Here is a 14,155-nt window from a genome sequence, read left to right as displayed (position 1 = left end):
CTTCGGGCGGGATGCGGGTCCGCGGGGCCGGGGCGGTGTGCTCGCCCCGGCCCTCGGTTCGGGGGCGTCAGCGCAGGCGGCCGGCGCCCGCGCCGTGGTCGACGGCGGCGGGGACCGCGGGCGCGGGCAGGACCGCGGTGCGCAGGGTGGGCCGCCAGCCGGCGCCGGGGCGGAGCGTCTCCTGCGGGAACTCCGCGTTGTGGACGGCGATCAGGTCGACGGTGCGGCCGTTGACGCGGTTGTGCGCGGCGGTGAGCGGCGAGTCGTTCCACCGCTTGAGCACCTTGGCGGCACTGATGCCGTCCGGCAGGGTGAAGGCGTTGTGCTCGGCGACGAGTTGGGACTCCTTGCCGACGCCGAGGCTGTAGCCGTAGCCCTCGTCGGCCACGAAGTGGTTGTTGTAAACGTCGACCTGGCCGAACCGGACGCGGGGCGCGCGCTCGACGAGGCCCTGGAACAGGTTGTGGTGGAAGGTCGCCTTCAGGTGCCCGCGGTCCTCGGCGGCGGTGGACTCGCTGTCGCTGTTGCCGATCAGGATCGTCTTGTCGTGCTCGGTGAACACGTTCCAGGACGCGGTGACGAAGTCGGCGCCGCGCACGATGTCGAGCTGGCCGTCGTGCTGCTGGTACAGCATGCCGAAGTAGGTCGGCGCCGCGCTGTCGGGGTGCTCGCCGTCGGTGAAGGTGTTGTGGTCCAGCCAGACGTGCGTCGACCCGTACACGACGGCACTGTCGTACTCGGAGTTCCAGTTGCCCCGGTCGCCGTCCGTGGGGTCCCACTGCGGGAAGCAGTCCACGGGGCTCTCGAAGGTCAGGTTGCGGACGATGACGTTGTCCACGCCCTTGATCTGCAGGCTGACGCCCTTGAGGCCGGCGTCGGGGCCGACGCCGATGATGGTGGTGTCGGAGGGGACGTTCACCTTGACGGACCGGTCCTGCGCGGCGGCGGAGGCACGGCGCAGGCCCTCGGGGCTGTCGTCGGGCTCGTCGCTCAGGTCCCTCTCCAGGCCCCAGTTCCCTGGGGAGTACTTCTCCAGGTAGGCGTCGAGGTCGTAGCCGGGCGCGGCGAAGGCCTCGCAGCCCTCGGCGGCGGCGTCGACGGTGCCCCTCACCTTGATGATCCTCGGCGCGGTGCCGTCGGCGGCGAGGGCGGCCCTGAACCCGGCCCAGTCGGTGACGGTGTACACGTGCTCCGCGTCGGCGGCGGCGCCGCCGGTGGTGCCGGTGCCCTGGGAGGCCCAGCCGTCGTTCGCGGGCAGCGTCTGCCGGGCGGCGTCACGCCGGAGGTGGTGACCGGGGCGGGCCTCGGCGGTGGCGGCGGTCAGGCTCAGCACCAGGGCGGTGCAGCCGGCCAGCGCGACGACTCTCTTCGTGGCATGCCCATGCCATACAGATGTGTTCATGGTGCGGCTCTCCTTGGTCGGGGTCGTGAGTCGGGGAACGCGAGGTGGGGCGGCGACCAGTAGGGCGACGCGGTGGCCGGCGCGGGCGGGCGGCCGATCCGGGACTCGGGGATCTCCGCGCCCGGCGGGCTGAAAAGGAGGGGCGGGACAGCCGCCGCCTGCGGCTAGCCCATCTGCTCGTTCCACTCGGCCTGGGCCTCGTTCAACTGCTCGGCCATCGTGTCGAGGAACGCCTTCGCGCTCGTCTTCCCGAGCAGCACCTTCTGGAAGTTCGGCTCGTTGTCGGCCTTGGAGATCGTGTTCCAGTCCGGCAGGTAGTACGGCAACTGGACGATGGTCGTGGAGCCGTCGCCGAGCGCCTGGGCCGCCAGCTTCGTGGGCTCGGCCTTCTGGATCCACGCGTCCTTCGCGGCCTCGGTGTTGGACGGCACCTGCCCGGCCGACTCGTTGAACTTCGAGTTCGCCTCGTGCGAGGTGGCGAACTCGATGAACTTCCAGGCCGCCTCCTTGTTCTTGGAACTCCTGAACACACCGAGCCCGTCGACCGGGTTGGACACCTGGACCCGCTTGCCAAAGGCGCCGACCGGCTGCGGGATGCCGCGGAACCTGTCGGCCCCGAGCGCCTTGACGTGGTCCTGGTAGGAGCCCAGGTTGTGGTTGAGCATGCCCATCGTGCCGGAGTCCCACTGGGCGACCATCTTGGCGAAGTCGTTGTTGACGTCGGCGGCCGGCGTGACCTTCTTGTAGAGGGCCGCGTACTTCTCCAGCGCCTCGACGTTCCTCGGGTCGTTGACGGTGGTCTTCTTCTTTCCGGCGTCCCAGAACGAGGTGATGCCGGACTGCCCGTACATCGCGTCGAGCGCCTGGGCGATCGAGCCGGAGCCGCCGCGGATGGTGTAGCCGAACTCGTTCCGGTCCGCCCTGGTCAGCTTCTCGGCGGCCGTGTAGAAGGCGTCCCACGTCGTCGGCGCCTCAAGCCCGGCCTTCTCGAACAGGTCGGTGCGGTAGTAGAGGACGCCGTTGTTGGCGGAGGTCGGCACCGAGTACAGCGTGCCGTCGCCGCCGCCGGCCGCCTTAAGGGACTCGACCATGTCCTTGTTGAGCCTGCCGTCCAGGGAGGAGTCGGCGAGCCGGTCGTCCAGCGGCTCCAGGGCGTTCTGGGCCGAGAACCCGGCGAGCATCGCCGAGCCGACACCGCCGACGTCCGGCAGTCCGCCGCCCTGGATGGCGGTGTCGACCTTGGACTGGTACTCGGTGGCGGCGATCCCGACGTACTCCACGTCGATGTCCGGATTCGCCTTCTCGAAGTCGGCGATGATCTCCTTCCACACGACCGTGCGGATGCCGCCGTTGTTGTCCCAGAAGACGATCTTCCCCTTGCCGCTGCCCTCGGCGCCCTTGTCGCCGCCCGCCCCGCTGCCGTCGTCACCGCAGGCGGTGGCGGTCAGCGCGAGCACGGCCGCGAGGGCGACGGCGGCCGAGGCCCGGCGCCTGCCCGCGCTTGTGCTGCTGAGATTGCTGATCTTCATTGGTCGGCTCTCTTCTGCTGGGTCCAACGGAGCGATGAGACGGAGAAGTGCGGTGGAGCGGTGGAGCGGTGACGTGCCGATCCCGTGGGGGAGGTCAGTGGGTGACGGCCGGTTCGGGCCGGTCGGGGATCACGGGCCCACCGCCCTTCGTACGAGGCCGGCGGCGCCCTCGGCGTCGAGGCGGCCGTCGGCGACGACGGTGACGATCCGGCGGACGAGGGTGTCGCCCGGGGCGAGGGCCACCCGGTCGTCGTGGGCCAGGCAGGAGCCCACGCCCGGGTACTCCTCGGTGCGCACGAACCACGGGTCCCGCCGGGTCCGTTCGGTGGCGCCGGCGAACACCAGCGTCCAGGCGCCGCCGGTCAGGGCGAGCCAGTCGGCGCGGCTGCCGTGGACCTCCCGCTCGCCCGCGCGATCGGCGGTGAAGACCCCGGGCGCCGCGCTCTCCTTGCGGGCGCGCCAGAAGAAGCCGCCGTAGGCCGCGCCGGGGCGCCCGTTGGTGGCGGGGCTGCCGATGGTGAGCGGGGCGGGGGTGACGTTGGTGAGGGAGAAGGTGAAGTCCAGCGCCCAGGCGGTGGCGGTGAGTTCCATGGCCGCGACCGTGCGGCGCTCGCGCAGCAGCTCGGTGCCGGTGGCGACCCAGCGCAGCTCCTCGACGAAGCCGTCGGGGTCGCGGAGCTGGAAGGCGGTGTGCCGCTGGGCGCCGTGGTTGTGCAGCTCGGTCGGCCCCCGGTCGCGCACATGGGTGCGCCCGCCCCAGAAGTTGTGCCCCTCGACGTCGGGAACGGCGACACCGACGCCGAGGTGATGGAGGTGGTCGGCGGGACCGCACTCGGTGACGGCGGTGCCGGCCAGGGTGGTGACGGGGTGCAGGTAGGGGCGCGGGGAGAGCCGGAGCGGCAGCGCGGGCCGGGTCACGTAGCGGGCGACGGGGCGGCCCGCCACCCGCAGTACCGGGGAGTCGTGGCCGGTCATCGTGGACTCACCTCGTTCAGCGGGTGTTCGGTGCGCGGCGCCCAGGGGGCGCCCAGCTCGGAGTAGAGGCGGAGGGTCTCGGCGGCGCCCGCCACGAGCGCCTCGACGCCGGGGACCACGCGGCGGCCCTCGCCGGGGACGCGGTGCCAGGCGGCGTCGGGCAGCCGCTCGGGGTCGGGGGCCCGGCGGACCGCTTCCACCACCCGCATGAAGGCGCCCGTCTCGTCCGGCGGGACCAGCAGGCCGGCGCCGGTGGTGAGGTGCGCGACCAGGTTCTCCAGCAGGTCGGTGCGGCCGTACTCGTACTCCTCGGGGCCGTGGCCGCCGCGCTGGAGCAGGACGCGGTCCTGCTTGTACCAGAAGGTGATGCGGCCGCTGGTGCCGTGCACCAGGACGTACGGTTCCGCGGCCCGCCGCGCGCACAGGGTCGCGGCGACGGTGACACGGGGTCCGCGCGCCGTGGTGATCCGTACGCAGGAGGTGTCGTCGGCCTCGATGTCGTTGGCGTGGCTCAGCTCGGTCTCGACGCCCGTGACGTGCTCGGCGCGGGTGCCGCCGCCGAGCGCGAGGGCGGTGGCGACGGCGTGCGCGAGGGGGTTGGTCAGCGCCCCGTCGATCACGTCGGCGCCGTTCAGCCGCCGCCTGCCCGACCAGGGCGCCCGGCGGAAGTAGGCCTCGTCGCGCACCCAGGCGCCGGCTCCGCCGATGCCGGTCACCTCGCCGATCGCGCCCTCGGCGACCAGCTCGTGGATGGCCGGCACGGCGTGCGAGCCGAGCGACTGGAAGCCGATCTGGCAGGCGACGCCGGCCTCGGCGACCCCGTCGGCCATGCGGCGGAACTCGGCGTACGAGGGTGCCGGGGGCTTCTCGAGCAGCAGGTGCACGCCTTTGCGGGCGGCGGTCAGCGCCAGCTCGGTGTGGGTGGGGATCGGCGTGCAGACGACGGCGACCCGGGCACCGGTGGAGTCGAGCAGGGCGCCGAAGTCGGCGGACTGCTCGGGGAGTCCGCCACCGGCCTCCTCCTCGGTCAGCGGGGTCAGCTCGCAGATGCCGGCGAGCCGGACCAGTCCCGCCCGCTCCAGACGGCGGATGTTGGCGACGTGCCAGCGGCCGTGACCGCGGGCGCCGGCGAGGACGACGGGCAGCGCGCTCATCCCTTCACCGCCCCCGCGCTGAAGCCGGTGATCAGCCACTTCTGGATGAAGGCGAACACGAGCACCACGGGGACGGCCGCGATGATGCCGCCCGCGGCGAGCGCGCCGAGGTCGACGCTGTCCGCGCTCATCAGGGTGTTGAGGCCGACCGGGACGGTCTGCTTGTCCTGGTTGTTGAGGAACATCAGGGCGAACAGGAAGTGGTTCCAGGAGTGCACGAAGGCGAAGGAGCCGACGGCGATCAGTCCCGGCCGCAGCAGCGGCAGCACGACGATCAAAAAGGCCCTGAGCCGGCCGCAGCCGTCGACCCAGGCGGCCTCCTCCAGGGAGGGCGGCACGTTTTTGATGAAGTTGCTGATCAGGATCATCGACAGCGGCAGTTGGAAGACCGTCTCGGCGATGATGACGCTGAACAGCGAGTTGATCATCTGGAGTTTCGCGAAGATCTCGAAGAGCGGGACCAGCAGCAGCGCGCCGGGCACGAACTGGGAGCAGAGCAGGCCGAGCATGAAGGCCCGCTTGATCCTGAAGTCGAACCGGGCGAGGGCGTAGCCGCCGGCCAGGGCGACGAGGGTGGTCATCACCAGGGTCGCGAGGCCGACCAGCACGCTGTTCTGGAAGAAGGTGCCGAAGCTCCGGTCGGTCCACACCTTCTCGAAGTGCTCGGAGGTGACCGGCCAGGGCACGAGCGAGGTCGATCCGGCGGGCCGCAGCGCGAAGAGCAGGATCCAGTAGAACGGGATCAGGGTGAAGACCAGATAGCCGCCGAGCGGCAGATAGATCTGCCGGCGGGGTACCTCGTCCCAGGCCGGGCGCCTCCTGCCGGGCCGCGGCGGTGCGGGGGCGGCCGGCGCGGGGGCGGGCGCGGTCGCGGTGGCTTCCTTGGTGATCACTTGTTCTCGCCTCCGAACTTGCTCAGCCGCAGATAGACGATCGAGCAGAAGAGCAGGATCACGAACGCGACCGTGGTGAGGGCCGACGCGTAGCCGAAGTCGTGGGCGTCGATGCTGGTGTGGGCGATGTAGAGCGGCAGGGTCGTGGTCTCGCCCGCGGGTCCGCCGCCGGTCAGGGTGTAGAGCAGGTCGACGTTGTTGAACTCCCACACCGCGCGCAGCAGCGTGGACAGGATGATGGCGTCCTTCAGGTGCGGCAGCGTGATGTGCCAGAACTGCTTGAGCCGGCTCGCCCCGTCGACCTCGGCGGCCTCGTACAGGTCCTTCGGGACGGACTGGAGGTCGGCAAGGATGAGGATCGCGAAGAAGGGGACGCCGCGCCACAGGTCGGCGACGACCGCCGCGGAGAACACGGTCGAGGTGTCCGACAGCCAGCTGGTGCCGTACTCGCCGATGCCCAGGTCGGCGAGGTAACGGGTGATGCCGGTCTGGGAGTTGTAGAGCAGCACCCAGATGGCGGAGGTCAGCACGCCGGAGACGGCCCACGGGGAGAAGACCAGGGCGCGCCCGACGCCGCGGCCGACGAAGGTCTGGTTGACGATGAGGGCCAGTGCCAGACCGAGGAGGAGTTGCAGCCCGACCTCGACGAAGACCCACTTGGCGCTGAAGACGAGGGTGTCCCGGAACATCGGGTCCTCGGTGAAGATCCTGACGAAGTTGTCGAGGCCCGCGAAGCCGTTCCGCCACGGCTTGGTGGGGTTGTAGTCGCGCAGGCTGTAGTAGAAGACGCTGATGACCGGGTAGGCGATGAAGCCCAGCATCAGCAGGGCGGCCGGTCCGATCAGCAGGTACGGGAGCCTGCGCGGGGTGGCGGAGGCACGGCGCCGCCGGGGTGGCTCGGGCGGTTTCGCCACGGCTGCGGCTCGGGCCATGACAGTTCTCCGTTCTGGTACGTCGTGCGCGGGTCGTGCGGGAAGCGCTTTCTCCACGGGCAGGGGTGTGCGGTCGCCCGCCCCGGAGGGAGGGGGTCAGCCGGCGTACGGGTCCTGCGCCTTGCCCGGACGGGCCAGGAACTCGAAGTCGCAGCCGGTGTCGGCCTGGGTGATCTGTTCGTTGTAGAGGGCGCCGTAGCCGCGCTCGTGGCGGGCGGGCGGCGGCGTCCACGCGGCCCTGCGGCGCTCCAGTTCCGCGTCGTCCACGCACAGCCGCAGGGAGCGCGCCGCCACGTCGAGGGTGATCGAGTCGCCGGTGCGGACCAGCGCGAGCGGTCCGCCGACGTACGACTCGGGCGCCACGTGCAGCACGCACGCGCCGTAGCTCGTGCCGCTCATCCGGGCGTCGGAGATCCGGACCATGTCGCGTACGCCCTGCTTGAGCAGGTGGTCGGGGATGGGCAGCATCCCGTACTCGGGCATGCCCGGACCGCCCTTGGGTCCTGCGCCCCGCAGCACCAGCACGCTGTCGGCGGTGATGTTCAGCGCCGGGTCGTTGATGGTGCGCTGCATCGTCCGGTAGTCGTCGAAGACGACCGCGGGGCCGGTGTGTTCGAGCAGGTGCGGTTCGGCGGCGATGTGCTTGATGACGGCGCCGTCGGGGCAGAGGTTGCCCCGCAGTACGGCGACCCCGCCCTCGTCCGCGACGGGGTTGTCCCGGGGGCGGATCACGTCGTCGTGGTGCACCCGGGCGCCCGCGATCTGCTCGCGCATGGTGTCGTGCGAGACGGTGGGCCGGTCCAGGTGGAGCAGGTCCGGGATGCGGGAGAGGAAGCCGGGCAGGCCGCCGGCGAAGTGGAAGTCCTCCATCAGGTACGTCTGTCCGCCGGGGCGTACGTTGGCCAGCACCGGGACGGTGCGGGCGACGCGGTCGAAGTCGTCGAGGGTGAGGGCGAGACCGGCGCGGCCGGCCATGGCGATCAGGTGGATGACGGCGTTGGTGGAGCCGCCGAGGCCGAGCACCGTGGTGACGGCGTCCTCGAAGGCGTCGGCGGTGAGGATGTCGCTCGGTTTCCGGTCCCGGTGGACCAGTTCCACGACGCGCATGCCCGCCGCGGCGGCCATCCGGTCGTGCCCGGAGTCGACGGCCGGGATGCTGGAGGCGCCCGGGACGGTGATGCCGAGGGCCTCGGCGGCGGCGGTCAGCGTGGAGGCCGTGCCCATCGTCATGCAGTGGCCGGGCGAGCGGGCCAGGCCGCTCTCCAGTTCCTGCATCTCGCAGTCGCCGACGAGGCCGGCCCGCTTGTCGTCCCAGTACTTCCACATGTCGGTGCCGGAGCCGAGGGTCTCGCCCCGCCAGTGGCCGGGGAGCATGGGCCCGGCGGGCACGAAGACCGCGGGCAGGTCCACCGAGGCGGCGCCCATGAGCAGGGCGGGGGTGGACTTGTCGCAGCCGCCCATCAGCACGGCGCCGTCGACCGGGTAGGAGCGCAGCAGTTCCTCGGTCTCCATGGCGAGGAGGTTGCGGTAGAGCATCGGGGTCGGCTTCTGGAAGGTCTCGCTGAGCGTGGCGACCGGGAACTCCAGCGGGAAGCCGCCCGCCTGCCAGACGCCCCGCTTGACCGCCTGGGCGCGCTCGCGCAGGTGGACGTGGCAGGGGTTGATGTCGGACCAGGTGTTGAGGACGGCGATGACCGGCTTGCCGAGGTGCTCCTCGGGCAGGTAGCCGAGCTGGCGGGTGCGGGCGCGGTGGCTGAAGGAGCGCAGCCCTTCCGTGCCGTACCACTGGTGGCTGCGGAGCTGTTCCGGGGACTTCCTGGGGGTCATATCGACCACCCCGCGGCGATGGCGGCGACCTCGGCGCGCTCGGCCTCGGGCAGCGGCTTGCTGGGCGGGCGGACCTCCCTGCGGCACAGGCCGAGCGAGGCGAGGGCCTCCTTGACGACGGTGACGTTGTTGGCGGATCCGTCGGCGGCGCGCAGTTCCTCGAAGCGGCGGATCTGCTCCCAGACCTTCATGGCGCCCGCGTAGTCGCCGGATCGAAGCGCTTCGATCATGTTCAGCGAGACGGCGGGGGCGACGTTCACCAGACCGGAGGTGAAGCCGGTGGCGCCCGCGGAGAAGTAGGAGGGCGCGTACGGCTCGGCCAGGCCCGCGACCCAGACGAACCGGTCGAGGCCGGCGTCGCGGGCGAAGCCGGCGAATCTGGCGGCGTCCGGGACGGCGTACTTCACGCCGATGACGTTGGGGCAGGCGTCGGCGAGTTCGGCGAGGCGGGCGCCGGTGAGCCGGTCGTTGCGGAGGTAGGGCACGACGCCCAGTTCGGGGACGGCCTCGGCGATGGCGCGGTGGTAGTCGACCCAGCCGTCCTGGGAGACGTAGGGGTGGACGGGCTGGTGGACCATCACCATCGGCACGCCCAGGTCGCGGGCGTGCCGCGCGGAGGCGACCGCGGTCGGCACGTCGTGCCCGACGCCGGCCAGGATCGCGGCACGGTCGCCGGCCTCCTCGGCCGTCAGCTCGGTGACGAGGCGGCGCTCCGCCGGGGAGAGGGCGTAGAACTCGCCGGTGTTGCCGTTGGGGGTGAGGGTCGTGATGCCGCCGTCGAGGAGACGACGCAGCAGGGCCCGGTAGCGGGCGGGGTCGACGGAGCCGTCCGCGGCGAACGGGGTCACCGGGATCGCCACCACGTCGGCCAGGGCCGCCCGCTGGGTCTCGAACGTCGCTGTCATGCCTGACCGTCCTCTTCCTGGGCCCGGGTTCCCGTTTCGGGGAAGGCCCGCTCGACGAACGACGCGATGTGCGCGTGGAGGGCGCGGGCCGCGCCGTCCGCGTCGCCGGCCAGGGCGAGGCGCAGGATCTCCTGGTGCTCGCCGGCCTCCCGTTCCCAGGAGGGGTCGGCGGCCCAGGCGACGGCGGAGACGAGGGCGGCCTGGTCGCGGACCTCGTCGAGCATCCGGCCGAGCAGCGGGTTGCCGCACGGCGTGTACAGGGCGCGGTGGAACTCCCGGTTGGCCAGGGACCGTTCGGCCGTGTCCGTGGCCCGGTCGGCGCGGGTCAGCGCGGCGCGGGCGGCGTCCAGGGGGGCCTCGCGGCGGACCGCGCGCCGCAGGGCCTCGGGCTCCAGGAGGAGCCTCACGTCGTAGACCTCGCGCGCCATGTCCGCGTCCACCATGCGCACGGTGACGCCCTTGTACTGGCTCATCACGACCAGTCCGGTTCCGGCCAGCGTCTTGAGCGCCTCGCGCACCGGTGTCTTGGACACCCCGAACTGTGCGGCGAGGTCGGTCTCGACCAGGGCCTGGCCGGGCGTCAGCCGGCCGGTGAGGATGCGGCGTTTGATCTCCTCCAGCACGTACTGCGTGCGGGAGGGGATCGGCGTGGGCACAGAGGTCATGCGCGCCTCTCGGGATATCGCGTATCGCGTCTCATATATGACGTACGGAGTACGACGCGTTGAAGGTAGGAGGGACGCGGGGCCGCGTCAATGCTTCGGACAAAGGGAGTTCGCGGATCCGCGGCTTCCCGGGCCGGTGGCCGGTTCGCTCGGGAGGCGGACCGATGGCGGCGACCGGATCCGCCGGCGGCCGGGAGGTCCGGTAGGGCATCTGCCCGATGCCGGCCGCGGCACCTTAGAACCACGCTGACCGGTCATGACGGCAAGAAAGACAAGGGCGACGAGGGCGACGGGGGCGGCACGCCGGTACGGGGCGGCCTGGCCCGTGGTCCGGGTCCTGGGCGACCGCAATGCGGGCCTGTATCTCGCCGGGGTGGTGGTGTCCGGCTTCGGCACCTCGGCGCTGTGGCTGGTGTCCGGGGTGTGGGTCAAGGACCTCACCGGATCGGACGGGCTCGCGGCGCTGTGCATGCTCGCGATGTGGGCGCCGACGCTGGTGGGCCCGGCGCTGGGCACGCTGGCGGACCGCGTCCGCCGCAAGCCGCTGCTGATCGCCACGAACCTGCTCCTGGCCGGCCTTCTGTGCACCCTCTTCGCCGTGGACGGGCCGGACCGGCTGTGGCTGCTGTTCTTGGTGCTCCTCGGGTACGGCGCGGCGGGTGTCGTCCACGATGCGGCCGAGTCCGCGCTCGTCGCCGCCGCCGTCGGCCCGCCGCTGCTCGGCGACTTCAACGGACTGCGCATGACCGCCACCGAGGGCATGAAGCTCGTGGCGCCGCCGGCGGGGGCGGGCGTCTACGCCGCGTACGGCGGCGCGAGTGTGGCGGCGCTGGACGCGATGACGTTCGTGCTGGCCACGGGGCTGTACGCGGCCGTGCGGGTGCGGGAGGCGCCGCCGGGGCGGCCCGCGGTGAACTGGCGGCGGCAGACGGCCGAGGGTGCCCGGTATCTGTGGGGGCACCCCCGGCTGCGTCCGCTCGTCGTCGCGGGCGGCCTCATGATGCTGTGCGCGGGCGTCTGCGGGGCCACGGTGTACGCCGTCGTCGAGTCCCTGGGTCACTCCCCCGCGTACGCCGGTGCGCTGTACGCCGCGCAGGGCGCGGGCTCGGTGACGGTGGGGCTGCTGGCGGGGCCGCTCATGCGCGGGCTGGGCGAACGGCGGTTCGCGGCGGCCGGGATCGCGCTGCTGGCGGTCGCGGTGGCGGTGCGGGCCGTGCCGTACGACGCGGTGGCGCCGGCGTCCTGGGCGGCGGCCGGGGCGGGGATGCCGGCGGTGCTGATCGCCGCCATGACCGCCGTCCAGCGCGAGACGCCGGGGGCGATGCTGGGCCGGGTCTCCGCGACGGCCAACTCGCTGATCTTCATCCCGAACGTGCTCGGACTGGCCGCGGGCGCGGCCCTGGTGGAACTGACCGACCTGCGCGTCCTACTGCCCACCCTGGGCGCAGCCCTGCTGGCGACGGCCCTGCCCCTGTCCCGCGGCCCACGGCAGCCCGCCCCCGAGACCACCGACTCCACACCGCCGCCCACCACCGACCCCGCGTGAGGCGCCCGCGGCCAACTGCGCGCCAGGACACGACTCGGGCCCCCGCACCCCGCCACGGCTCAGCACCGCCAACCCACCGGCACCGGCAGGCCGCCGCCGACCCCGCGCGAGGCGCACCGCGGCCCACCGGCGCCGGGAAGCGGCCTGGGCCGGTCGTCGGCCGGGATGCCGGGGTCAGCGCGTGAGTGCCGACCGTACTGCCGTCAGGTCTGCGTCCGACGCCAACCCCGCGTGGTACAGGCGCAGTTCCGTCGCGCCCAGGTCGCGGGCGCGTGCCGTGTCCGCGGCCAGTGTGTCCGGTCTGCCGCCCATGCCGGCGACCACGGTGAGGTTGGCGGCGAGGACGGCGCCGGTGCGGCCCTGCTCGGCGAACGGGGTCAGCAGGCCCGCGCCGCCCGTGCAGGGCACGACCACGCCGTCCGCGACGGAGAGGATGTGCGCGGGGTCCACGCCCGCGTTGGCGCCGCAGTGGTAGGACACCGGGTCGGCGTGCAGCAGGACCTGGAAGCCGTCGGGCGCGGCGGCGCGCACGGCTATGACCGCCGCCTCCTGGAGGGTGCGGGCGGTCTCGTCCCGCCATGCGCGGGTGGCGTTCGCCGGTGCCTGTCCGAGCAGCTTCTCGACGCCCGCCCAGCCCCCGCCGGAGGGCGCCTCACCCCGCCACACCGGTGCCAGCGCGGCGCGTACGGCGGCGGCCAGTTCGTCGGCGTCGAGGCCCTGACCGCCGTATCCCGCCCGGCAGTGGGGGCAGAAGCACAGCGACATCAGGTAGTGCCCGGCGTCCCCGAGGCCGACTCCGCCGGTCTTGTCGTGGGCGTGCGGATGGGCGAGTCCGTACCAGCCGAGGGACTCCAGTTCGGTGCCGCGCGCCCCGGGCCGCACCGCCGCCTCGGCGGCCAGGTCGGTGAGGTAGGCGCGCGTGGCGGGCTGCGCGACGCAGGGCGCCCAGGGGTAGCGGTCGCCGTAGGCGTTGACGACCGAGGTGTGCGGGTGCTCGGCGCCGAGGCGGGAGTTGTGGGCGAGGACGACCCAGGTGTGCACCTCCAGGCCCGCGTCCGCGAGGGCGGCGGCGGCCTCGCCCCAGGCGTCGCCCGGCGCCCAGTCGCCGGCCTCGTACGGGCGCAGGTCACGGCCCTCCCAGCGGGCGCCCGGCAGGTAGAGGGCGGCGGCGTGCCCGGCGGTGACGACGCGGTGGCGCGGGTGCCGGGGGGTGAGGGCGCGGGTGGAGTGGTAGGCGGACGCGAGCGTCACCTGCCGCGCGCCGAGGCCGGCGAGGAACGCGGCTGCCTCCGGGTCGCCGTTGACGTCCCACGGGTAGACGAACGCCGACGCCCTCACTTGCCGCCCTCCTCGTCGAGCAGCGCGTAGCCCCGCTCGATCACCTGCGCGAGCTGCTTCACATGCTCCCCGGTCGGCTCCTGGAGCGGCGTCCGCACCTCCCCCACGTCCAGGCCGCGCAGCCGTACGCCCGCCTTGACCAGGGCGACGGCGTATCCGCGGCCCCGGGCGCGCAGTTCGACGAAGGGCCGGTAGAAGCCGTCGAGCAGGCGGTGCGCGGTGGCCTCGTCGCCGGTGCGGAGCGCGCGGTGGAAGGCGAGGGCGATCTCGGGGGCGAAGCAGAAGACGGCGGACGAGTACAGGGTGACGCCGAGGGCGCGGTAGGCGAGCTGGGTCTGCTCGGCGGTCGGCAGCCCGTTGAAGTACAGGAAGTCCTCGCCGGGCAGCCCGGTGCGGACCGCGCTGATGACGCGCTGCATGAGGTCGAGGTCGCCGAGCCCGTCCTTGAGGCCGGCGATCCCGTCCGTGCGGGCCAGCTCGACGACGCTCCCCGGGGTGAACACGGCGTTGTCGCGCTGGTAGACGATCACGGGCAGGGAGGTCGCGGCGGCCACCTCGCGGTAGTGCCGCACCAGTCCCTCCTGTCCGGCGAGCACCAGGTAGGGCGGCATGACGAGCAGCCCGTCGGCCCCGGCCTCCTCGGCGAGCCGGGCGTAGCGCACGGCGAGCGCGGTGCCGTAGCCGGCGCCGGCCAGCACGGGCACCCGCCCCGCGGTCTCCTCCACGGCCACCCGGACGCAGGCCGCGAACTCCTCGGGCGTGAGGGCGTGGAACTCACCGGTGCCGCAGCAGGCGAACACGGCGGCGGCCCCGGCCCCGGCCCCGTGGCGCACATGCGTGCGGTAGACATCGAGGTCGAGGTCGCCGCCGGGACCGTACGCCGTGACGGGGAAGAACAGCGGCCCCGTGGGGGCGGTGAGCCGGGCGGCGAGAGGGGCTGTGGTCACGGGCGCTCCCCATTCCATATCCGTGATCTGTGTCTATATTTC

At 72.8% G+C, this 14,155-nt stretch carries 12 protein-coding genes; 1 reads left to right on the top strand and 11 read right to left on the bottom strand.

Features of this window, described 5'->3' with window-relative positions:
• Positions 1-67: 67 nt before the first annotated feature.
• The 9 genes from AC4IHM_RS25560 to AC4IHM_RS25520 form a co-directional block, all read right to left on the bottom strand.
• Positions 68-1,402 carry a pectate lyase family protein gene (locus AC4IHM_RS25560; protein ID WP_490869343.1) on the bottom strand — a complete coding sequence of 445 codons (1,335 nt, stop codon included), beginning with the start codon at positions 1,400-1,402 and terminating at the stop codon, positions 68-70.
• A 164-nt stretch (positions 1,403-1,566) separates the two neighbouring features.
• Positions 1,567-2,931: an ABC transporter substrate-binding protein gene (locus tag AC4IHM_RS25555; RefSeq protein WP_490869342.1), complete on the bottom strand. Its 1,365-nt coding sequence runs from the start codon at positions 2,929-2,931 to the stop codon at positions 1,567-1,569.
• Between the two features lie 129 nt (positions 2,932-3,060).
• The gene (locus AC4IHM_RS25550; RefSeq protein WP_490869341.1) at positions 3,061-3,906 is read right to left on the bottom strand and encodes a DUF6807 domain-containing protein; all 846 of its coding nucleotides are present in this window, start codon (positions 3,904-3,906) and stop codon (positions 3,061-3,063) included.
• Complete coding sequence (locus AC4IHM_RS25545; protein ID WP_490869340.1) at positions 3,903-5,060, bottom strand: Gfo/Idh/MocA family protein; 1,158 nt, start codon at positions 5,058-5,060, stop codon at positions 3,903-3,905. Before AC4IHM_RS25545 ends, AC4IHM_RS25550 begins: the two co-directional genes overlap by 4 nt.
• Positions 5,057-5,953, bottom strand: a complete 897-nt coding sequence (locus tag AC4IHM_RS25540; protein ID WP_490869339.1) for a carbohydrate ABC transporter permease — start codon at positions 5,951-5,953, stop codon at positions 5,057-5,059. Before AC4IHM_RS25540 ends, AC4IHM_RS25545 begins: the two co-directional genes overlap by 4 nt.
• The gene (locus tag AC4IHM_RS25535; RefSeq protein ID WP_490869338.1) at positions 5,950-6,885 is read right to left on the bottom strand and encodes a carbohydrate ABC transporter permease; all 936 of its coding nucleotides are present in this window, start codon (positions 6,883-6,885) and stop codon (positions 5,950-5,952) included. Before AC4IHM_RS25535 ends, AC4IHM_RS25540 begins: the two co-directional genes overlap by 4 nt.
• 96 nt (positions 6,886-6,981) lie before the next feature.
• On the bottom strand, positions 6,982-8,712 hold the full coding sequence (gene araD, locus AC4IHM_RS25530; RefSeq protein ID WP_490869337.1) for an L-arabinonate dehydratase: 1,731 nt from the start codon (positions 8,710-8,712) through the stop codon (positions 6,982-6,984).
• Positions 8,709-9,617 carry a dihydrodipicolinate synthase family protein gene (locus AC4IHM_RS25525; protein ID WP_490869336.1) on the bottom strand — a complete coding sequence of 303 codons (909 nt, stop codon included), beginning with the start codon at positions 9,615-9,617 and terminating at the stop codon, positions 8,709-8,711. Before AC4IHM_RS25525 ends, araD begins: the two co-directional genes overlap by 4 nt.
• The gene (locus AC4IHM_RS25520; protein WP_490869335.1) at positions 9,614-10,282 is read right to left on the bottom strand and encodes a GntR family transcriptional regulator; all 669 of its coding nucleotides are present in this window, start codon (positions 10,280-10,282) and stop codon (positions 9,614-9,616) included. The genes AC4IHM_RS25525 and AC4IHM_RS25520 overlap by 4 nt, the downstream gene beginning before the upstream one ends.
• Before the next feature lie 256 nt (positions 10,283-10,538).
• On the opposite strand from AC4IHM_RS25520, the gene AC4IHM_RS25515 reads away from it, so the two are divergent.
• The gene (locus AC4IHM_RS25515) at positions 10,539-11,828 is read left to right on the top strand and encodes an MFS transporter (RefSeq protein WP_490869334.1); all 1,290 of its coding nucleotides are present in this window, start codon (positions 10,539-10,541) and stop codon (positions 11,826-11,828) included.
• Positions 11,829-12,002: 174 nt separating this feature from the next.
• Here AC4IHM_RS25515 and AC4IHM_RS25510 read toward each other — a convergent pair whose 3' ends face one another.
• Positions 12,003-13,166, bottom strand: coding sequence for a hypothetical protein (locus AC4IHM_RS25510; RefSeq protein WP_490869333.1), 1,164 nt, complete (start codon positions 13,164-13,166; stop codon positions 12,003-12,005).
• Entirely contained in the window at positions 13,163-14,113 is a 951-nt protein-coding gene (locus AC4IHM_RS25505; RefSeq protein ID WP_490869332.1) for a 5-dehydro-4-deoxyglucarate dehydratase, read from the bottom strand. The genes AC4IHM_RS25510 and AC4IHM_RS25505 overlap by 4 nt, the downstream gene beginning before the upstream one ends.
• Positions 14,114-14,155 lie beyond the last annotated feature (42 nt).

The organism is Streptomyces sp. SL06, from assembly GCF_058244745.1.
Note: the sequence above shows the minus strand (reverse complement) of the source record. Positions and strands in the feature narration are given on the sequence as shown.

Bases quoted from the DNA above. Each gene is read 5' to 3' on its own strand.
- AC4IHM_RS25560 (WP_490869343.1), bottom strand. From the start codon at position 1,402: ATGAACACATCTGTATGGCATGGGCATGCCACGAAGAGAGTCGTCGCG.
- AC4IHM_RS25555 (WP_490869342.1), bottom strand. From the start codon at position 2,931: ATGAAGATCAGCAATCTCAGCAGCACAAGCGCGGGCAGGCGCCGGGCC.
- AC4IHM_RS25550 (WP_490869341.1), bottom strand. From the start codon at position 3,906: ATGACCGGCCACGACTCCCCGGTACTGCGGGTGGCGGGCCGCCCCGTC.
- AC4IHM_RS25545 (WP_490869340.1), bottom strand. From the start codon at position 5,060: ATGAGCGCGCTGCCCGTCGTCCTCGCCGGCGCCCGCGGTCACGGCCGC.
- AC4IHM_RS25535 (WP_490869338.1), bottom strand. From the start codon at position 6,885: ATGGCCCGAGCCGCAGCCGTGGCGAAACCGCCCGAGCCACCCCGGCGG.
- araD (WP_490869337.1), bottom strand. From the start codon at position 8,712: ATGACCCCCAGGAAGTCCCCGGAACAGCTCCGCAGCCACCAGTGGTAC.
- AC4IHM_RS25525 (WP_490869336.1), bottom strand. From the start codon at position 9,617: ATGACAGCGACGTTCGAGACCCAGCGGGCGGCCCTGGCCGACGTGGTG.
- AC4IHM_RS25520 (WP_490869335.1), bottom strand. From the start codon at position 10,282: ATGACCTCTGTGCCCACGCCGATCCCCTCCCGCACGCAGTACGTGCTG.
- AC4IHM_RS25515 (WP_490869334.1), top strand. From the start codon at position 10,539: ATGACGGCAAGAAAGACAAGGGCGACGAGGGCGACGGGGGCGGCACGC.